The sequence below is a fragment of the Niveispirillum lacus genome, from assembly GCF_002251795.1.
GTDB classification, from domain to species: Bacteria; Pseudomonadota; Alphaproteobacteria; order Azospirillales; family Azospirillaceae; genus Niveispirillum; species Niveispirillum lacus.
Genome location: NZ_NOXU01000024.1, coordinates 191,213 through 210,415 on the forward strand (window position 1 = coordinate 191,213; position 19,203 = coordinate 210,415).

At 62.9% G+C, this 19,203-nt stretch carries 24 protein-coding genes and 1 tRNA gene; 18 read left to right on the forward strand and 7 right to left on the reverse strand.

Annotated elements, in window-relative coordinates; genetic code table 11:
• Positions 1-137 precede the first annotated feature (137 nt).
• Positions 138-956 carry an ABC transporter permease gene (locus tag CHU95_RS06575; RefSeq protein WP_165772048.1) on the reverse strand — a complete coding sequence of 273 codons (819 nt, stop codon included), beginning with the start codon at positions 954-956 and terminating at the stop codon, positions 138-140.
• A 79-nt stretch (positions 957-1,035) separates the two neighbouring features.
• Positions 1,036-1,839: an ABC transporter permease gene (locus CHU95_RS06580; RefSeq protein WP_094454939.1), complete on the reverse strand. Its 804-nt coding sequence runs from the start codon at positions 1,837-1,839 to the stop codon at positions 1,036-1,038.
• Between the two features lie 100 nt (positions 1,840-1,939).
• Here CHU95_RS06580 and CHU95_RS06585 point away from each other — a divergent pair, with 100 nt between their 5' ends.
• Positions 1,940-2,518: a regulatory protein RecX gene (locus tag CHU95_RS06585; protein WP_094454941.1), complete on the forward strand. Its 579-nt coding sequence runs from the start codon at positions 1,940-1,942 to the stop codon at positions 2,516-2,518.
• Between the two features lie 35 nt (positions 2,519-2,553).
• On the opposite strand, the gene CHU95_RS06590 is transcribed toward CHU95_RS06585, so the two are convergent.
• Entirely contained in the window at positions 2,554-2,874 is a 321-nt protein-coding gene (locus CHU95_RS06590; protein ID WP_094454943.1) for a DUF1476 domain-containing protein, read from the reverse strand.
• A gap of 141 nt (positions 2,875-3,015) precedes the next feature.
• Between CHU95_RS06590 and CHU95_RS06595 the strand changes: the two genes are divergently transcribed.
• The 7 genes from CHU95_RS06595 (at position 3,016) to CHU95_RS06625 (ending at position 8,143) form a co-directional block, all read left to right on the forward strand.
• The gene (locus CHU95_RS06595) at positions 3,016-3,768 is read left to right on the forward strand and encodes an NRDE family protein (protein WP_094454945.1); all 753 of its coding nucleotides are present in this window, start codon (positions 3,016-3,018) and stop codon (positions 3,766-3,768) included.
• 148 nt (positions 3,769-3,916) lie between these two features.
• Positions 3,917-4,681 carry a phosphoribosylaminoimidazolesuccinocarboxamide synthase gene (gene purC, locus CHU95_RS06600; RefSeq protein WP_094454947.1) on the forward strand — a complete coding sequence of 255 codons (765 nt, stop codon included), beginning with the start codon at positions 3,917-3,919 and terminating at the stop codon, positions 4,679-4,681.
• Between the two features lie 34 nt (positions 4,682-4,715).
• Entirely contained in the window at positions 4,716-4,958 is a 243-nt protein-coding gene (gene purS / locus CHU95_RS06605; RefSeq protein WP_054167928.1) for a phosphoribosylformylglycinamidine synthase subunit PurS, read from the forward strand.
• A 142-nt stretch (positions 4,959-5,100) separates the two neighbouring features.
• Complete coding sequence (locus tag CHU95_RS06610) at positions 5,101-5,637, forward strand: hypothetical protein (protein ID WP_094454949.1); 537 nt, start codon at positions 5,101-5,103, stop codon at positions 5,635-5,637.
• A 109-nt stretch (positions 5,638-5,746) separates the two neighbouring features.
• Positions 5,747-6,307 carry a helix-turn-helix domain-containing protein gene (locus CHU95_RS06615; RefSeq protein WP_094454951.1) on the forward strand — a complete coding sequence of 187 codons (561 nt, stop codon included), beginning with the start codon at positions 5,747-5,749 and terminating at the stop codon, positions 6,305-6,307.
• A 10-nt stretch (positions 6,308-6,317) separates the two neighbouring features.
• Positions 6,318-7,298: a GNAT family N-acetyltransferase gene (locus CHU95_RS22690; RefSeq protein ID WP_094454953.1), complete on the forward strand. Its 981-nt coding sequence runs from the start codon at positions 6,318-6,320 to the stop codon at positions 7,296-7,298.
• Positions 7,299-7,387: 89 nt separating this feature from the next.
• Entirely contained in the window at positions 7,388-8,143 is a 756-nt protein-coding gene (locus CHU95_RS06625; protein WP_165772049.1) for an SDR family NAD(P)-dependent oxidoreductase, read from the forward strand.
• Between the two features lie 30 nt (positions 8,144-8,173).
• On the opposite strand, the gene CHU95_RS06630 is transcribed toward CHU95_RS06625, so the two are convergent.
• Positions 8,174-8,824 carry a 3-phosphoshikimate 1-carboxyvinyltransferase gene (locus CHU95_RS06630; protein WP_094454957.1) on the reverse strand — a complete coding sequence of 217 codons (651 nt, stop codon included), beginning with the start codon at positions 8,822-8,824 and terminating at the stop codon, positions 8,174-8,176.
• A 135-nt stretch (positions 8,825-8,959) separates the two neighbouring features.
• On the opposite strand from CHU95_RS06630, the gene CHU95_RS06635 reads away from it, so the two are divergent.
• The 9 genes from CHU95_RS06635 (at position 8,960) to CHU95_RS06670 (ending at position 14,450) form a co-directional block, all read left to right on the forward strand.
• Entirely contained in the window at positions 8,960-9,421 is a 462-nt protein-coding gene (locus tag CHU95_RS06635) for a TIGR02300 family protein (protein ID WP_245837923.1), read from the forward strand.
• A gap of 127 nt (positions 9,422-9,548) precedes the next feature.
• Positions 9,549-9,624, forward strand: a tRNA-Ala gene (locus CHU95_RS06640).
• Positions 9,625-9,981: 357 nt separating this feature from the next.
• Positions 9,982-11,097 (forward strand): calcium-binding protein, encoded by a 1,116-nt coding sequence (locus CHU95_RS06645; RefSeq protein WP_165772050.1) that lies wholly within the window; start codon positions 9,982-9,984, stop codon positions 11,095-11,097.
• A gap of 132 nt (positions 11,098-11,229) precedes the next feature.
• Positions 11,230-11,355 (forward strand): hypothetical protein, encoded by a 126-nt coding sequence (locus tag CHU95_RS23030; RefSeq protein WP_281255150.1) that lies wholly within the window; start codon positions 11,230-11,232, stop codon positions 11,353-11,355.
• 10 nt (positions 11,356-11,365) lie between these two features.
• Positions 11,366-12,103, forward strand: coding sequence for a trypsin-like serine peptidase (locus tag CHU95_RS06650; protein ID WP_094454961.1), 738 nt, complete (start codon positions 11,366-11,368; stop codon positions 12,101-12,103).
• Between the two features lie 85 nt (positions 12,104-12,188).
• Positions 12,189-12,491, forward strand: a complete 303-nt coding sequence (gene fliN, locus CHU95_RS06655) for a flagellar motor switch protein FliN (protein ID WP_094454963.1) — start codon at positions 12,189-12,191, stop codon at positions 12,489-12,491.
• A gap of 11 nt (positions 12,492-12,502) precedes the next feature.
• Positions 12,503-13,183 (forward strand): response regulator transcription factor, encoded by a 681-nt coding sequence (locus tag CHU95_RS06660; protein ID WP_094454965.1) that lies wholly within the window; start codon positions 12,503-12,505, stop codon positions 13,181-13,183.
• On the forward strand, positions 13,180-13,761 hold the full coding sequence (locus tag CHU95_RS06665; protein ID WP_094454967.1) for a YcbK family protein: 582 nt from the start codon (positions 13,180-13,182) through the stop codon (positions 13,759-13,761). The genes CHU95_RS06660 and CHU95_RS06665 overlap by 4 nt, the downstream gene beginning before the upstream one ends.
• The gene (locus CHU95_RS06670) at positions 13,758-14,450 is read left to right on the forward strand and encodes a hypothetical protein (RefSeq protein ID WP_094454969.1); all 693 of its coding nucleotides are present in this window, start codon (positions 13,758-13,760) and stop codon (positions 14,448-14,450) included. The genes CHU95_RS06665 and CHU95_RS06670 overlap by 4 nt, the downstream gene beginning before the upstream one ends.
• 5 nt (positions 14,451-14,455) lie before the next feature.
• Here the strand turns inward: CHU95_RS06670 and panD are convergent, their stop codons facing one another.
• The 3 genes from panD to CHU95_RS06685 are packed head-to-tail and all read right to left on the reverse strand — an operon-like array spanning position 14,456 to position 17,278.
• Positions 14,456-14,914: an aspartate 1-decarboxylase gene (gene panD / locus CHU95_RS06675; protein WP_094454971.1), complete on the reverse strand. Its 459-nt coding sequence runs from the start codon at positions 14,912-14,914 to the stop codon at positions 14,456-14,458.
• A 27-nt stretch (positions 14,915-14,941) separates the two neighbouring features.
• Positions 14,942-16,279 (reverse strand): thymidine phosphorylase, encoded by a 1,338-nt coding sequence (gene deoA / locus CHU95_RS06680; RefSeq protein ID WP_245837925.1) that lies wholly within the window; start codon positions 16,277-16,279, stop codon positions 14,942-14,944.
• Entirely contained in the window at positions 16,280-17,278 is a 999-nt protein-coding gene (locus CHU95_RS06685; protein WP_165772051.1) for a TAXI family TRAP transporter solute-binding subunit, read from the reverse strand. It lies immediately after the preceding gene.
• A gap of 268 nt (positions 17,279-17,546) precedes the next feature.
• On the opposite strand from CHU95_RS06685, the gene CHU95_RS06690 reads away from it, so the two are divergent.
• Positions 17,547-19,100 (forward strand): S41 family peptidase, encoded by a 1,554-nt coding sequence (locus tag CHU95_RS06690; protein ID WP_165772052.1) that lies wholly within the window; start codon positions 17,547-17,549, stop codon positions 19,098-19,100.
• The last annotated feature ends 103 nt before the right edge of the window (positions 19,101-19,203 follow it).

Sequence of the window (19,203 nt, forward strand, 5' to 3'; positions counted from 1 at the left end):
TCGGTTCCTGTACTTCATCGGTTCCGTGATCTCGCCTTGGATAATGCGGCTACACTACCCACCTGTCCGCCGCATTTGCAGGAGGGTTACAAAAATCAATCGCCATTAACCGATGATAGCGTGCCTGTTACCAAGGCTTAACTTTTCATACGCCAGCCCGACGCGTAAAGCCGTGCGGCCAGGGCATATAAAAGCACGACGGAAAGCCCAAGGAACAAGGCAGAACCCCAGGGCATGGGCCCGCCCAGCATGCCGTGACGAAAGCCTTCCATCGCATGGTAAAGCGGGTTCAGCCGGACAATGGCCGCCACCGTCGCCGGCATCGTCTCCACCGGTGCGAACAGGCCTGACAGGAAGGAGAGTGGGGTGAACAGGAAGGTGAAATAAGCGGAGATATGGTCCCATTTGGTGCTGGCCATACCGCAGAGCAGACCGCACAGGGCCATGAACAGCGATCCGGTCAGCGCAAAGCCCAGCGCCGACAGCGGGTTGGCCACCGGCAGCGGCCAGAAGAACAGCGACGCGATCCAGACGACAAGGCCACTACCCATGCCGGCCACAACACCAGCCAGAAGATAGGCCGGCACCGCCTCGCGCGCGCCGATGGGGGCCATCAGCTCATCAATGATATGGCCCTCGATCTTGCTGTAGAGCAGCATGAAGCCGCCATTCTCCGCCGAGCGCAGCAGGATCGACAGCATGATCAGACCCGGCACCAGATAAGTCAGCACCGCATCACCTTCCGGCGTGCCCCGCTGTGGACCCAAGCCGAACAGAAAACAGACAAAATAGATGGCCGCCATCAGGGCGGGGGCAATCAGGAAGGCTGCGGCCATCTTCACCATGCGCCGCAGCTCGCGCCGGCACAGCGTCAGGAACGCCACCCAGTGGAAACCGGGCACCTGACGGCTGATCAAGGGATTGAAGGCGCCAGCAGGGCTACGCGTCTGTTCCATGCTCATTGCCTGCACTCCCGCAGATCGCTGCGTGTCCGGGCCACCGTGACCCCGACAGCGTCGATTGACGCCCAATCATTCAAGCCTTTAGCTTGTAACCTTTGGCAATCATACGCCAAGCGATGATGCCCAGAATCAGGTTGGTGGCCAGCATCACAATGATGCCGGTAACCAAGGTGCCGTCCGTCTGGCCGATAAAACCGTACCGAAACCCGTCAATAAAATAGAAGAACGGGTTCAGGTGAGCGATGAAGCGGAAGGTGGGCGGGACACTTTCGATCGAATAGAACGTACCTGAGAGAAACGACAGCGGAGTCACAATAAAATTCGTGACCACGGCCATATGGTCGAACTTGTCGGCCCAAATGCCGCCGATCAGGCCCAGCAGCGCCAGAAGCGAGGCCGCCGCCACCCCGTGGAACAAAATGAAACCGACGGAATGCACTTGTAACGGGATGAACAAAGCGATGGCCAGTGCCGTCACCAACCCGACCAGAGCCCCGCGTACCACCCCGCCGATCACATAGGCGCTGGTGAGTTCCAGCGGCGAAATGGGTGGCATCAGCACGTCAACGATATTGCCCTGCACCTTTGCGACCAGGACGGACGAAGAGGAATTGGCAAAGGCGTTCTGCGCGATGGCCATCATGATCAGGCCGGGTGCCAGGAACAGGAGGAAGGGCACATCCCCCACCATCCGCACCACCCCACCCAACGCCAAGGCAAAGACGGCGTAGAATAGCAGGGTCGTGACCACGGGTGCGGCGATGGTCTGGACCCAGACCTTCAGGAATCGGTGAACTTCCTTGCGAATCAGGGTGGCAAGCCCGATCCAGTTGACGGCGCCAACGGCGCGGGGCATGGGGAGAATGGGTTGTGACATGGGTGTTCTTGGACCTGTCCGGGGCAGCGGCATTTTGGCACCCGACACTATACGGGCATAAGGTGATGGGCAATGATCGCGCACGCACAAGGGGTTGGCAGTGACGGATGACACGGGGCCCGCGCGCGCGGCACGCACGGTCAAGCGGGTTACGCCTGCCTATCTGGACCGGGCCGCCCTGCATTATCTGGAACGGTTTGCCAGTTCGTCGGCCAATCTTCGCCGGTTGCTTCTGCGCCGGGTCGATGCCAGCGCCAAAGCCCATGGCACTGATCCACAGGAAGGGCGCGATTGGGTGGAAGCACTGATTGCGCGCTATATCCGCGCTGGCCTGCTCAATGACGGGCTTTATGCGGAAATGAAAGCATCGGGCCTGCAACGGCGCGGTGGATCAACCCGCGTCATTCGCCAGAAACTGATGGCGAAGGGCCTGAACGGCGACCAGGTAGACAAGGCCCTGTCCAGCCTGGAAGGGGCCGAGGAGGGACAGGCGGAATGGAACGCAGCCCTAGCCTATGCCCGCCGTCGCCGACTGGGCGGTTTCCGGCCTGACAGGGGCCTGTCAGCCGAGGAGGCGCGGGTACGCCGGGACAAGGATATTGCAGCGATGGCGCGGGCCGGGTTCGACCTGGAAACGGCCCGGCGCATCATCGATATGGAGGGGACGGAGGGAGAATAACATCCCCCCGCGCACCTCGTTAGGGAACCGGGAGCCTATTCGCTCTGGATCTGTTGACGGGCCGTTTCCAGCAGGCCGTCAAGTTCCTTTTCGATCCGGTGTTCGGACACGTCCACGCCCTTGGCCTGGAAATCGGACAGGATGCGGCGGACGATGTCCTTGTGGCCAGGCTCCTCAAAATCGACGGAGACAATCTGCTTGGCATAGGCGGCCGCATCGTCGCCGCTCAGGCCCAAGAGGTCCGCAGCCCACAGCCCGGCCAGCTTGGCGCGGCGGGCGTAGATGCGGAACAGCAGTTCCTGGTCATGCTTGAACTTGTTTTCGAATGCCTGTTCGCGTTCGTCGAACGTCGTCATTTCTCATCCTCTGCAGGCGGGTCGAACCGATATGCCTTGGTCCTTATATACGGCAGATGTGACATAAGCCACCTCACTGACGTCCCGGTCTCATCCTTTAGGATGGGGAGCCTTTATCGCTTTTTGAAGGTCAAATCCACAATGTGTACCGTCGTGATCCTGCGCCGACCCGGCCATGACTGGCCCTTGCTGCTGGCGGGTAACCGGGACGAAATGAAGGGCCGACCCTGGAAGCCGCCAGCCCGGCATTGGCCCGACCGGCCGGAAGTAGTCGCCGGCCTGGACGAGACGGCGGGCGGGTCCTGGCTGGGTCTGAACGACCATGGCGTCGTCGCGACCGTCCTGAACCGCGAGGGCACGCTGGGCCCGATGCGAGGCAAACGGTCGCGGGGCGAACTGGTGCTGGAGGCGCTGGACCATGCCGATGCTGCCAGCGCGATGGAGATGCTGCGCCATCTGGATGGCCGTGCCTACCGGCCCTTCAATCTTGTTGTGGCCGATAACCGTGACGCCTTCTGGCTATCATTACCGGCGGAGGGGGCCAGGGTGCAGGCCACCCCCATCCAAGAGGGTCTGTCGATGCTGACCGCATCCGACCTGAATGACCTGCACCATCCCCGCATCCGCTTCTTTCGTCCGCTGTTCGAGAATAGTCCGCTTCCCGATCCGACGGCAGGCCATTGGGGCGGTTGGCCGGACCTGATGGGTTGCCGTATCTGGGATGGCGATGCCGGCCCGCGCGGGGCCATGTGCATCGTGACGCCCAGCGGTTTTGAAACCGGCAGTTCAGCCCTGGTGGCACTCCCCTCGATTGACCGGCTGGGGACCCGGCCGCAGTTCCTGTTTGCAGCAGGGCGGCCGGACCAGACAGGTTTTGAACCGGTCGCCCTCTGATCCAAGCCACCCAGCACTGACCCGCCCGCATCGCTGGTTTCGTTGTGCCGGGCTGCGTTGCTTGCTATAGGGTGGGATATCGGACCCGATGGTTTTGCCATGCGGGTCCGTATCCCTTTGGCTGGAACGATTGCTGGACACCAGACCCATGACGCGACGCCGGCGCATCTACGAAGGCAAGGCCAAGATCCTGTATGAAGGCCCTGAGCCTGGTACCCTGGTCCAGTATTTCAAGGACGACGCGACCGCTTTCAACGCCCAGAAGAAGGGCACGATCACGGGCAAGGGCGTCCTGAATAACCGCATCAGCGAGTATCTGATGCAGAAGCTGGGCGAAATCGGTATCCCGAACCATTTTGTGCGACGCCTGAACATGCGCGAACAATTGGTGCGTGAGGTGGAGATCATCCCTATCGAGGTGGTGGTCCGCAACATCGCCGCCGGGTCCCTGACCAAGCGTTTCGGCATTCCCGAAGGCACGCCGCTGCCCCGCTCCATCGTCGAATATTATTTCAAGAACGACGAGTTGGGCGATCCGATGGTCTCCGAAGAACATATCACGGCCTTCGGCTGGGCGGCCCCGCAGGACCTGGACGACATGCTGTCGCTGGCGCTGCGCATCAACGACTACCTCAACGGTCTGTTCCTGGGCATTGGCCTGAAGCTGGTGGACTTCAAGGTGGAGTTTGGCCGGCTATGGGAAAATGAAGAGATGCGCATCATCCTGGCCGACGAGATCAGCCCGGATAATTGCCGTCTGTGGGACGCCAAGACCAACGAGAAGCTGGACAAGGACCGTTTCCGTCAGGACCTGGGTAATGTTGCCGAGGCCTATCAGGAAGTGGCCCGCCGCCTGGGCATCCTGCCCGAGGCAGGTCCCGGCGACCATACCGCACCCAAGCTGGTGCAGTAAGTTTTGATCTTCCATTGCTGAAAAGGGTTCTCCCATGAAGGCCAAGGTCGTTGTGACGCTGAAGAACGGCGTGCTGGACCCGCAGGGCAAGGCCATCGGCCATGCCCTGACCAATCTGGGTTTCGATGGCGTCGGCGAAGTCCGTCAGGGCAAGCTGATCGAGCTGGAGGTCGCGGAGACCGACCCGGCCAAAGCCAAGGCCCAGATCGAGGAAATGTGCCGCAAGCTGTTGGCCAATACCGTCATCGAGAATTACTCGATCGAACTGGTGGCCTGATCCGGCTTATCGGCCACCCAGGTGGGTACCGGCAGCGGTGCGAATGGAAAGGGACGTCTTCGGGCGTCCCTTTTTGCTTGTCCTGGGGGGATGTTTGCGGCCAGGGTTCGGGAAAACATCCTTAGCTTGGGAACCTGCCCCGATGCGTGAACGCCCCCTGCCCCGCCTGCTTGCCGCTGCTCTGATCCTGGCGGCCCCCGCATCATTGACCCTGCCGGTCCTGGCCGCCGGTCAGGATGATGTCCTGAAATGCCTGGGCATCCTGGATAATGGCGCCCGTCTGGCCTGCTATGATCGCACCGTGCCGGCACTGCGCAATTCCCCGCCGGGTGCCCCTGCGGCACCAGCCGCGCCGACCGCACCCGCCGTGCTGCCGCCAGTTGCCAAAGAACAATCCTTTGGTGCCGAACGGATTACCGACAAATCCAACCCCGCCGTGGCCGCCCGCCCACAAGAAGCGGAGGCCATCACGGCGAAGCTGGTTTCGATCAGCCAGCAAACCATCGACCGGTACAGCTTCACCCTGGATAACGGTCAGATCTGGACTCAGGTTGTTGCGCGCTCCATCGCCAACGCCAAGCCCGGCAAGATGGTGAAGATCGAGAAAGGGATCGTCGGGAGCTTCACGATGACCATCGACGGGGTCAGCGGCATCATCAAGGTGCGGCGTGTGAAGTAGGGGTTGGTGGCGCGTATATTCGCCCCTCGGCGTTAGACCGCCCATAGCAGCAACAGGCACTGACCCGTTTTTATTGACAATGTTCCATAACTGGGATTAAATCTCATTTATGGAATACGATATCGACACACGCCTGGCTGCAAGGTTGGCCCAACTGCGCCGCGATGCCGGATGGTCGCTGGATGAGCTGGCCGCGCGCAGCAGCATCCCCAAAGCCACGCTTTCCCGGCTGGAACGTGGTGAGACCAGCCCCACAGCCAGCCTTCTGGGCAAACTCTGCGCCGCCCATGGCCGCCCCATGTCCCGGCTGCTGGCCGAGGTGGAGGCGGAACCGGCCCTGTTGATCCGGGCGGCGGACCAGCCCGTCTGGACCGATCCCACCAACGGCTTCGTGCGCCGGTCCCTGTCGCCGCCCGCATCGGGGCTGGAGACGGAGATAATCCACGGCACCCTGCCGCCCGGTACCATCATCGATTATGACGCCCCACCCGTGCCGGGCCTGGAACAGCATATCTGGCTGCTGGAAGGCCGGCTGGAATATCGGCTGGACGGGGTGGCCCATGTGCTGGAACCGGGCGACGTTCTGCGCTTCCGGCTTTATGGCGCCTCGCGCTTCCACGCACTGGGCGACGCGCCCTGCCGCTACATCATCGCCATCACCCGACCCTGAAGGTGCATCCATGCGTTACGACATTATCACGGCTGGTGCGGAGGATTTCGCGGCGGCGATACCGGACCTTGCCTTGGTTTTGGCCGCTTGCGTTGCCAACGGGGCCGCCGTCGGCTTCCTCCCGCCGCTGGACCTGGACAGCGCCGCCGCCTTCTGGCACGGGCAGGAAGGGGCCGTGCGGACGGGGGAGAAGCACATCCTGCTGGCCGTGACGGAGGCGGGCCGCCTCATCGGCACCGTCACCCTGGCCCTGGCGCCACAGGTGAATGGTACGCACCGGGCCGAGATTGCCAAGATGCTGGTGCATCCCGATGCACGGCGGCAGGGGGTGGCGGCCAGCCTGCTGAAGCGCGCGGAGGAGGTAGCACGGTCCAAGGGCCGCCGGCTGCTGGTGCTGGATACGCGCGAAGGCGATGATGCCGAACGTCTTTATGCCCGCCTTGGCTGGCAAAGCTGCGGCACTATCCCGGATTATGCCCTGAATGGCGACGGCACCAGCCACACGACCCATGTCATGTACCGGCAATTGCCGCCGCCTCCCACCGGCCTGACCATCGAACCGGCACAACCCGATACCCCCGACGCCATTCCCCTGATCAATGCCCTGTCCGCCGATCTGGCGGCACGGTTCGGCAGTGACGGGCGCGGCGGGCTGGCAGGATGGGACGCGGTGGCGGACAGGTCCCTGTTCGCCCTGGCGCGCCTGGATGGGGTGGCCGTGGGCTGCGGCGCCGTGCGCCCCTTCGACGGGGAGGTGGCGGAGATCAAGCGCATGTATGCGGTCCCTGGCAGTGCTGGCGTGGGCGCAAGCATTCTGGCCTTCCTGGAAGCGGGGGCGCGGCATTTGGGGTATCGCCGGCTGCTATTGGAAACCCGTTGGGCCAATGAGCGCGCAGTGGCCTTCTACCGGCGGCACGGGTACCGCATCACCGCCAATTACGGACCCTATGCAAATCGGCCCGAATCAGCCTGCCTGAGCAAGATATTGTAGGCCTTTCCCCCTGCCGCCCGTACAGGTTGACGCTGACGCCCACGATGGTCAGGATGCGCCATATCAACATCCAGCGGGGGGAGTGGGAAATGCCGCGGCTGAAGGATCGTGTGGCCCTGATCACGGGGGCCGGGAACAGCATCGGCCGGGCGGTGGCCCTGGCTTTCGCCCGCGAGGGGGCTGATCTGGTCCTGCACTTCGAGGAAGAGGCTCAACGTTCAGCCGTTGCCGACCTGACACGGGAGGTGGAGCGACTGGGGCGTCGCGCCCTGTCGCTAAGGGCCGACATCACCAATGCTGATGGCGCCTATGGTCTGGTCGAGACGGCGGTGACAGGCTTGGGCCGGGTGGATGTGCTGGTCAACAATGCCGGGCTGCGGCCTGCCATCTCCTTCGTTGATACAACGGCTGAACAGTTCGATATGGTGATGGCAGCCAATGTTCGCTCCGCCTTCATGGCGACGCGCATGGTCCTGCCATTGATGTTTGCACAGAATTATGGGCGCATCGTCACCACCGTGTCCGATGTCGCCTATCATGGTGCGCCGGGATACACTCTGTATGGGGCGGCGGCCGGTGCCCTGCTGGGCTTCACCCGCAGCCTGGTCCATGATATCGGCCCGCGCGACGTGACCGCCAATTGTGTCGCCCCCGGCGCCATCGACCCCAAGGCGCTGACCCCGGTGGCCCAAGCTGGGGTGGATGCGGTACGCCGTGCCCTGCCCAGCCAGCGTCTGGGCAGCGTGGATGATGTCACGCCCGCCTATCTGTTTCTGGCATCCGACGACGCCCGCCATATGATTGGACAGTGTATCAGCCCGTGTGGTGGGGCCGTGATGCTGTGATCACGGTCGAATACAAGGTGGCCGTGAATTCTACGCATCGCAACCGGGCATAAAGGTCACCTCGGTGCCCACCAGATCGGGGTAGCCGGTGATCCAGGCCACCCCGTTCACTGTCTGGATCTCTGCCCCGAAGCGACGCAGCAGATCGAGCGCGCGGTCCAGGTCGGGATGGGCGTCGACACCGGTTCTCCCCGGACTGTTCAGCCCGGCCAGCAACAGTGCCAGGGCCGCAGCGCCTGACACGTCCCCATGGTGGGCAGGCAGGGGCCACCCGGTGCCGATAAGGCATCCTGGCAAGCGATCACCACCCCCCAGCATGAAACCTGCCCCCACCCGTTCCAACGCGGCGCGTAAAGGCCGGAGGCTGGTCCTGCCTTCTTCCGAGTCGGCCGACAGCACACAAAGCAAGGGCAGGGTAGCAAGCATTCCTGCCAGCAGCGGCACTGCGCCCGGCGCGGGCCCCAGTTCCAGGACACACCCCGGTTCCCGCCAGCCGCCGACACCGGTACCGCAGACGGTCCATCGGCCTGCCACTGCTCCCTCCTCCAACCGCGCGCCCAGTGCCGTCAGGGCGGTGACCAATGGCAGGACACCAGCCCCCCCGATACCGGTCAGGTGCGTGGTACCACGGGCAGCAGCGGCCAGGATCAGGGCCAGGTAAGGGAGGTTGATCTGCGCCATTTTTCGGCCTTGTCTGACAAGGGTGCCTGCCGGGCATAGCATGGTTGCGGGAAGCCGGGAAGCCGGCCCCCTTGCATCCGCATGGCGGTAACCCGCGCAAACCGTTACACTTCCGTTTGACAGGTGGCGCCAGCCATGGCAGATGCGGCCTCAACCGCGGCGCATGTTCAGGCGCGCGTGATTGACGGAGGTATTGCCGTGGCCAAGCCCGAATGGGGTATCAAGCGCATCTGCCCGAACTGCGGCGGACGTTATTATGACATGAAGAAGGACCCGCCGGTCTGCCCGTCCTGCGGTACCGTGTTCGATCCCGAGGCGCTGCTGAAGTCGCGTCGCGCCCGTCCTCTGCCAGTGGAAGACACCAAGAAGGCGGTCGTTGCCCGTGACGACGAAGCGCTGGATACGGAAGTCGAGGAAGAGTTGGACGATGCCGCCGACGTCACCGATGACGTCGACGTCGCCGACGAGTTGGAAGCTGACGAGGTTGATGACGGCGTGGGCGAGGACGAAGATGTCCTGCTCGAAGATGCCGATGAGCTGGATGATGGCGACGACATGGGTGAAGTCGTCGATGTTGAAGGCGAGGAAGAGGTTTGATCGGACCTTTCGGGCCAGCAGGGGCAAGAATCCGTTGCCGGCCCGAATTTTCCGCTTGCATCCATGCCCGAGTTTCTAGATAAACCCGCGCACGGTGCTGGCAACCCAGGCATCACCAGACAGTTTCGGGGCCATAGCTCAGCTGGGAGAGCGCTACAATGGCATTGTAGAGGTCAGCGGTTCGATCCCGCTTGGCTCCACCAAAACAAAGGCTCCGCTGGCAACAGCGGGGCCTTTTGTATTTTCCAGTCTGCCGACCAGTACAAGCGGCGATCCGCCTAATAGCTTGCGATGTTTTTCGCTAAAACTGTGCGATAGAAAATAAATTCTCATCAAAATTGGCTACATCAGTAGATATATATTTGGCATTTTGCTGTGAACGATCAGAATTTATAAGGCCGTCCTGGATTTATATTACAATTTGTTTCAAATGTTTCAAATACTCCATGTCCGAGATGTCCATGAATTCATGGATCGGCCCCTTATCGGACATGGAACGGCCATGATCGGGCGTAGAATAAATGGTCAGGGGCGGCAACCATCCTTTCGGATCGAAAAACATGTCTGGTACCTTGCGGGCGGGAACGCCCAATGACGATACGCTGCTCTCCCAGGCGCCACGCGACACGCTCGCGGGCGGTGCCGGCGACGACATCTATGACATCGCGCATTACGGGGTGGTGATCCGCGAAGAGGCAGGTGGCGGTCACGATGTGATTGTGACCCACATTGACTATGCCCTGCCCGATTTCGTGGAAGATATGAGCATGGGCTATGCCGGGCGCGGTCACATTCCCAACCCACCCACGGCCGGCGCCTTGATCGGCATCGGCAACCGCCTGGACAATGCCATTGCTGGCAATAGTCTGGACAATATCATCAAAGGGATGGCCGGAAACGACACCCTGCTGGGCAATGCCGGCCATGACAGCCTGGATGGCGGCGATGGCAATGATCTGCTGACCGGCGGATCGGGCAATGACATGCTGTTGGGTGGGGCCGGTAATGATGATCTGGCCGGGGGGCCGGGCGACGACATTTTTGTCGGTGGCACCGGGGATGACCGCATTTTCGGCAATGACGGGCTGGATATTGTCCGTTACGACGGGCGCCTGGGTGTCATTGGCGGCGACCATTACTTTGTGCGCGATGCCGAAGGTACGATGACCATCACCAATCTCAATGGTGACGGTGTCGACATCCTGAAGGGAATCGAGATTGTCACCTTCGGTCTGAACGTTGTGCTGAACAGTCGGCCCACAGGCGCGGTCCGCAACGGCTTTGACGAGGCGCTGTATCTCTCCCGTAATGCAGACGTGGCCAGTGCGGTTCGTAACGGTGCACTGCCCAGCGGATGGGACCATTTCCGTCAATTCGGGGAACGCGAAGGACGCGACCCTAACGCCCTGTTCGATGCCGATTACTACCTGGCCAATAACCGGGACGTGGCCGCCGCCGTGGCGCGGGGTGAGGTCACAGCCTGGAGCCATTATACCAATCATGGCTGGAGGGAAGGGCGCGACCCATCGGCGTTCTTTAACACCCGTGCGTACATGGATACCAATGCCGATATGGCGGCCAGCGGCCTCAATCCGCTGCTGCACTTCCTGCATATCGGGTCGCATGATGGCCGTATGGCCCAATTGTCCAACAACACGCTGGACTGGATCGGGTGACGCGCCATACGGCAAGCGCGTCCATTTGCCCGATGACAAGGGCTGCGGACCGGCGTAGCAGTGAGGGAAGGACGCGCCGGTGACCGGGCGTCCTTTCTCCGTTTCGCGCAGCCGCTTCGATGAAGGTGCGTCATGTATGTTGTTTATATGCTGCTGGGTATGCTTGTCGGCCTGCCCTTTGCCAGCGTTTTCTATTACGCCATCTGGACACTGCTGACCGGTGGCGATCCGGGTGGCGGTGACAGCAGCCCCTTCTGACCGGCTCTTCATGCGCCTACTGGCAATTGTCCTTCTGCTCCCTCTGCTGATCGGACCGGCCTGGGCCCAGGAATTACGGGCGCCCGGCGTGGCGTTGCAGGACAACCGCCAAGTCGTCGATATCGCAACCCCACCCTGGAACAGCGTGGCGCGGGTGCAGACCACTATTGGTGGCAAATGCAGCGGTACGGTGATTGCGCCCCGGCTGGTGTTGACCGCTGCGCATTGCCTGTTTAATCCCGGCACCCGTCGCTTGCTGGAAGCTGGTTCCCTGCATGTGCTGCTGGGATATGAGCGGGGGGATTACAAAACCCACCTGACGGTTGAGCGGTTGCATGTCCCGGCGGAGTATGACGGGACCAGGCCGGGTTACAGCGCCCGGTTTGACTGGGCGCTGCTGCGTCTGTCCGGCCAGTCCCCCGTCCCGGCGCTGGCACCGGCCGCGCGACCGGCAGCACAAGGGGATGTTGTGGCTGTGGCCGGGTTCAGCCAGGACCGTCAGCATCTACTGATGGCCGACCAGGATTGTGCCGTCGTCGCGCAAGCCACACATCCGGGCGCCGGCATGGTCCTGGTCTTCCATAATTGTTCAGCCAGCCGGGGCACCAGTGGCGGCCCGCTGCTGGTACGGGTGGGCACGCAATGGCGCCTGGGCGGGGTGAATATTGCCGTAGTACAGCAGGAAACCAATATGGCGCTTTGGCCCGAGGGGCTGAGCGCCGCCATCGCGAAGCTTTCAGGCCCCTGACGGTGGGGACTCTTTTCCTGCGGCACGGAAATCCCTATAGTCGCCGCAGTCCCTTTTCCCCCTGGCGTGGAAAGAACAGATCCACATGGCCGACCCTATGTCCGGCGACGATATCGACCGTTCCTCCATCCTGTCCGTGCCGGTACAGGTGTCGGTCCGTCTGGGCCGGCGGCGGCTGCGTATCAGCCAGCTTCTGCGGATGGGACCAGGGGATATTGTCGATCTGGAACGGGTCGTGGGCGATCCCGTTGATGTCTATGTAAATGATCGTATGGTGGCGCGCGGCGAACTGGTGGTGGTGGATGGGCGTCTGGGCCTGACCATCGTGGAACTGATGCCACAGGCCACGCGCGGCCGCGAACCTCTGGGCCCCGGCCCTGGCGAGTAACCGGGGGCGCCATGGACACCGCGCCCAAGCGCATCCTTCTGATCGACATGGACGATATCCTTCGCCGCACCCTGGCCGAACAATTGTCGGCCCAGGACGGTCTGCGCCCGTTTCCTGTGGCCAGCGGGGAAGAAGCCCTGGCACATTTGGCAATGCATGGGGCCGACGCAGCACTGCTAGACGCTACTCTGGCCGCACAGGGGCTGATACCGGCTTTACGGGCGGGCGGGCTGTCGGGGCCGCTGCTGCTGCTTTTGCCGGTGGGCATGGGGGTGCCGATCGGTGGCGATGACCATCTGACCAAGCCGATCCGTCTTGGAACATTGCTGACCCGGCTGAAGGCGCTTTTGAACCAGACCGACACCCAGTCGGCGTCGGCAGGGATGGACGATATTCTGTCCCTCGGACCCTATCGGTTCCTGCCCGCAGCGAAACGGCTGGAGACACTGGACGGCACCCGCATCCGACTGACCGAAAAGGAGACACAGATCCTGAACCATCTCTGCCGTCGGGGAGGAACCGCCCCGCGTGAGGATATCCTGGATGGCGTGTGGGGGTATGGCGCCGGGATCAACACCCATACATTGGAGACCCATATCTACCGCCTGCGCCGTAAACTGGCCGCCGGACAGCCGCTGGTGATGCGGATCGAAGGCGGTTACCGCTTGGCGACAGCACCGGTGCCCGCATGACCCCGACATCCCGCCGCGGGCTGCTGGCCTGCCTGATCCTGGCGCCATTGGCCGCCTGCTCCACTCGTCCACCGGTGGCAGAGGAGGAGGGACCGCCCCCCGACCTGCCGCCGCTGCCTGCCGTCCGCCGCATCGTGCTGACGCATGTTAGAAGCGGGGAGATGGTGGATGTGATCTATTTCCACAACAATGCCTATGATCCCCGCGCCATGCAGCGGATCGAGCATCTGTTGCGCGACCGGCGGACAGGGCAGGTGGGGCGCATTGACCCGCTGCTGATGGATTTCATGTTCGATCTGCTGCAACGAACGGGCCTGCCGCCGACCACCGTGGTGCAGGTCACCGACGGTTTCCGTTCCGCACGGACCAACGAGGATCTGGTACGCAATAATCCGAACGCCGCACGGGAAAGCTATCACCTGCAGGGCCGGGCCATAGATTTCAAGGTACCGTTGCTGCCGGGACCGGCATTGGCCGAAATCGCCAAAACCATGCAACGGGGTGGGGCGGCTTATTACCCGTCTACCGGCCATACCCATATCGATACGGGGCCGAACCGCACCTGGAAAACACGATGAGGAACATGGCCTTACCGCTTCTGCTCATCGGCCTGCTGCTTTCCGGCTGCAAGCCCGTGTTGACGTCGCGGATACCCGTCCTGCCAACGGGAGAGGCGGTTCCCGCCGGGACCATGCCTCGGGACCTGCCCACCGGCACCGGCGACACATTGACCGTGATGGAAGAAAAAATGCGGGTAGGGGTCCGGTATGTGGTCAGCGCACCGGGCGGCCGCGTCGGTTCCATCGCGTTTAAGCCGGTGCCAGATGTGCCGCTATCGTCGATCCTGGTACCAGGTGGTGAAGTACGGGCGCTGTACCTGGCCCAAGGGAGGGTAACACAGACCGGGCTGGAGCGGCTGTTAAGCGGTACGCGTCATGCCGAGGATCTGGCGCGTACCCTGATCGCTGGCGAGGGCGATGCAGAAGAACGCTATCTGTTCGGCTTCTTCGCCGTGATGCGTCAAGGCACTGATGCACCACGTTTGGCGCTGGTTCAATGCGGGCCCAGCCATGGCGGGCAGGAACCCATCGCGGCCGCCGTTCGGCTCCAGGCGGCACGGCAAGGGCTGAAACTGGCGGCGGATGGCGATCTGGTCCGCCTGCCCAACCGCGACTTGGCCCTGTCTGTTCTGGTCAGCGCCCTGCGGGATGCCGTCGCCAAGGGCGATTGCCGCGCCGACCTGCCGTTGCAACTACCCGATCTTTAGCGCCGTCAGGTCCGGATGGGGACCTGTAGCGCCACGGCTGCATCGCGACCATCGGTGATGTCCAGGGTACGAAAATCGAATGCCCTTTCCGGTCCTTTGAAGACATCATATTCCAGGACACGGTCGACGGAATTGTCGGGCTTGAAGGTCAGAACCTTAGGCTTGATGGCATAGAGCTGGTCAGGTGTGATGCTGGCGGACGCAGCAATGATCACCTCGTCCCCCTTCTGACAGGTTCGGGCAGCCGCTCCGTTCAAGACACAGGCCTTGGACCCCGGCTCGCCATAAATGACGTAAGTGGAGATACGCGCACCGCTGTTCTTGTTCCAGATCTCAACGAATTCCAGCGGATAGATGCCGGCCAGCGCACACTGTTCCGGGTCCAGCGTGATGGAGCCATGGTAATTCAGATCCGCCCCCGTGACGCGGATACCGTGGAACTTGGCGCGGACGATGGTGATCATTCTGTCTCCGGTCGGGTGGCACTGACATCAGGGCCCGCCAACCCTTTCGGCCACCGGATCAGCGGCCGCGTCGGCGGTTTCGCCAATGACATAAGCGTTCCGGACGCTGCATACCACCGCATCCGCCGCAGCCCTGTCCGCCGCATGCACAAGACAGAGCGGCCGATCCGGTCCGACCAGGGTTCCAATGGGGACCACCTGATCCAGCCCAACCCGTGGATCAACCCCATCCTGGGGGCGGGTGCGGCCGCCGCCCAGCGCCACCACGGCCAGACCGAGGGCGCGGGCATCCTGGGCCACGACATGGCCAGAATGGTCAGCAAAGACCGGCACAACCACCGGGGCGGTGGGTAGGTGCCGTTCGGGCCGTTCAATCAGATCGGGTGGTCCGCCCAGGACCGCCACCATGCGGGCAAATCGCTCGGCCGCTGCCCCCGTATCAATGGCCTGATCCACCAGCCGCGCCGCCACCACCCCATCACTGGCCAATCCCGACAGGACCAGCATTTCTTCACACAAGGCCCTGGTCACCCGCCACAGCCGGCTTTCCGCGACACCACCCGCCAGGATCGACAGGCATTCGCGCACTTCCAGTGCATTACCCGCGCTATGGCCCAGCACCTGTTCCATATCGGTCAGCAGGGCGCGGGCAGGCAGCCCGGCATCGCCGGCGGTCTGAACCAACATCTCGGCCAGCCGGCGCGCCTGATCCCGACTTTCCATGAAGGCACCGGACCCGAACTTCACATCCAAAACCAGGGCATTCAATCCAGCGGCCAGCTTTTTGGACAGGATGGAAGCGGTGATCAGGTCGATGCTTTCCACGGTCGCGGTAACATCACGAATCGCATAAAGCCGACGGTCGGCGGGCGCGATTTCATCCGTTGCGCCGACAATGGCGCAGCCGACCCGGCGTACCATGTTCTTCAGCCGATGTAGGTCGGGTCGGCCGTCATAACCGGGGATCGCTTCCATCTTGTCGAGGGTGCCGCCGGTATGGCCAAGCCCCCGGCCCGAAATCATCGGCACATAGCCACCGCAGGCGGCGATGATCGGAGCCAGAAGCAGGCTGACCTTATCACCCACGCCACCGGTGGAGTGTTTATCCAGCACCGGCCCGCCCAGCCCTTCCCGCGACCAATCCAGAATGGCGCCCGAGCCGGTCATGGCACGCAGCAGGGCCACGCGTTCAGTCTGATCCATACCCTTAAAATAGACAGCCATGGCAAAGGCCGCCGCCTGACCTTCCGACACCGATCCATCGGTCAGGCCGGCAACAAAGGACCCGATGTCGGCGGTGGACAGGGCGTACCCGTCACGTTTAAGGCGGATGATTTCCTGTGGCAGGAACATGGGAAAAGACACTCACCGGGGCTTCTGGCCTGGACAGGCCATGGCGATGGGATCCACACCATAGCGTGTTCCCGCCGCCGGGTGCAGAGGGGCCGACATGCGAAATGCCGCAGGGCGCAGCAAAAGCATGTCAGGGTCCTGCCGATGCAGCGCTTCCCGATTCGGCCCGCTGGCCAGCGCCGCCGTCAACTGCGCCGCCAGGGCCGGGTCCAGGGCCGGGCCCGCGATCCAGGCCACGGGCTGCATCATGGTTGCCACCGCCACCTGGTTCTCGTCATAAGTACCGGCGGCGATGGCGCCGGGCACTCCGAACGGATGAAGTCCCGACAGGCGCCCTGCCGCATCCCCCGTAACCGGCAGCAGACGGGCACCCGATGATACCGTCATCGCCGTGACGGGGTCGGGCATGGCGGCAATGCGGAACAGGGCATCGATTCGGCCATCGGCCAGCGCCAGGGCGGCTTGTTCACCCCCGATCTCGACACCGCGTACCTGCTGACGGCGCAGGCCATAGGCCGACAGGATACGGTCGGCCAACCGACGTTCATCTGATCCGGCAGCCCCGATGGCGACACGACGACCTTTCAACTGGCTGATATCGGTCAGACCGGTTTCGGCGCGGACCAGTACATGCAGTGCTTCACTGTAAATCTCCCCCAGGATGGTGAGATCGGTTGGCTTGGCCCCGGGGGCGGGGAAGCAGCGGGCAGCGTAGATGCGGTCGGCAGGGGCCAGACCGGTTTCCACCGCCCCGGAAGCCACCGCCTCGACGATATCGCGGCGATTGGGCAGGCTTTGAGCGACGGCAATCAGCCCCGGCACACCACAGGCACGGTCCTCACCGCAGGCCGGCATGCCGGGCGGGCGGGAGAGGATCGATGCCAGCGCGGCCCCGACATCAAAGCCCCGCTCCCCCGACGGATCGGCCGCGATACGCAGGTAGCGCGCGGAAGGTCCCGTGTCCGCCGGCGCACGCCCAAAAGCGACCAGTGCCAGCAAGGGCACGGCCATGAGCGGAATTAACCAATATCTGGGGGACATGGCACCGACGCCTACCAAGTTTGGACTTATTCACGCCTTTCCAGCGTGTCTGTCAAATGCGCCCTGGCGATGGCAGGCTGATAAGTTACGGCTGTTGCTGGCCGGATTCATGCCTTTGGGATGGGTACCAGCCTAGCCTTTTGGCTTGTTCCGGGGCTTTACGCGTCAGTGCGCCTGCGGCACTCTATCGTCAGAGGAAGCGCCGCCAGTGAGACGGTGCCCGACGGGGGAAATGCGCATGGCATCACGGCTCGGGTCGATGCTGGTGGTTTTTAGCCTTCTGGGCGGCGCCGCCGCTGTCCGGGCCGAACAGCAGGTATTGCCTGCCATCGCCAATCTGACAGCCGAGCAGCTTTTCGCCGTTGCCTTCCGTCCCATCATTGATAATGCCCTAAAGCCGCCCTCTATGCCGGATCTGCTGGGTGATGGGTTGCGGCGTGTGGCGGCCAGTGACCGCACCCTGGGCATCGTTAGCGTGCCGGGGCATTTGCTATTGACACGGGAAGGGGTGGAACTGTCGCGGGTGGCCCTGCCCACCGACATGATCCCGGAACGCTGGGCCAATGTCACGGCGGATATGCTGCGCGCCATTGTGGCCGCATCCCCGGTGATCGCCCAACGCGGGCGCGAACAGATGTGGCGGGACATGTTCGACGGCATGATGGGCGATCTTGATCCCTATTCCCGCTATGCCGAGCCGAATCGCGCCCAGGGTGAGCGAACTCAGCGTGAAGGGTATGATGGTATTGGCGTTGGCATCCGCACCATCGACGGCTACTTCGAGATTAGCGACATGGTGGTGGATGGTCCGGCGGCCACGGCCGGTCTGCGGGTTGGTGACCGCATTTTTGAAGTGGCCGGGGTCCGGACACACGGCCTGCCCTATGACCGCCTCTCGGCTCTGATCCAAGGGCCGGAGGGTAGCTGGGTGGAAATGAAGGTAGGACCGTCCGAACAGCGCGTGCGGGCACTGACCGTCCGCCGCCGGCATCTGGTACCCAATACCGTGCAGGCCAGCCTGACCGATGGCGTTGCGACCATCCGCATCGAACGGTTCAACAATGCTACCCAGGATAATGTTCGCCAGGCCATCCAGCGTTATCTGGACAAGGGACCGGTGCGCGGCGTCATCCTGGACCTGCGTGGCAATCCCGGTGGGGTGATGGTGCAGGCGGTGGGGGTGGTCAACCTGTTCGTGCCGCAGGGCCGAATCATCACCACACGCGGCCGCAATCCCAGTTCGATCCAATGGTTTGAAGCCCAGAAACCCACAACCGCCTTTCCTGACCTGCCTCTGGTCGTGATGATCGACGGACAGACCGCGTCGAGCGGCGAAATCGTCGCTGCGGCGTTACAAGATGCAGGCCGCGCTCTGCTGGTCGGGTCCTCCACCTATGGCAAGGGCAGTGTGCAGCATGTGACGCAACTACCCAATGGCGGGGAACTTTTCATCACCTGGAGCCGGATTTACGCACCCAGTGGCTATAGTTTCGATGGCCAGGGCGTGCAGCCGAGCCTTTGCACCGCCTTGCCGGGCATTACTGTTCCGTCGCTTCTGGCGGAAGCTGCGCGGGGGGACCGCGGGGAACAAGCCTTGTTGGCACGCTACCGGCTGGCGGCACCTGATGATACAGAGGCCATGGCCGCGCTGCGCGCAGCCTGCCCCGCCAAACCCGCAGACAGTGTCGCATCGGCTGCCGCCACCGTTTCTCTGGCACGCGCGCTCTTGGAAGACGGGGCGCTGTACCGCCAAGCCCTCGCATCCCGTCACATCAACGTTGCGGAGAGGTAGGGTCTTTGTCCTTGACAGACGGGGGCGGATGCGTAGATTCCGCCGCTGTGCCGCCGGGGGTCTTCTTCCGGCGGAACTGGTTTATATGGATCGGCCGCGCGTC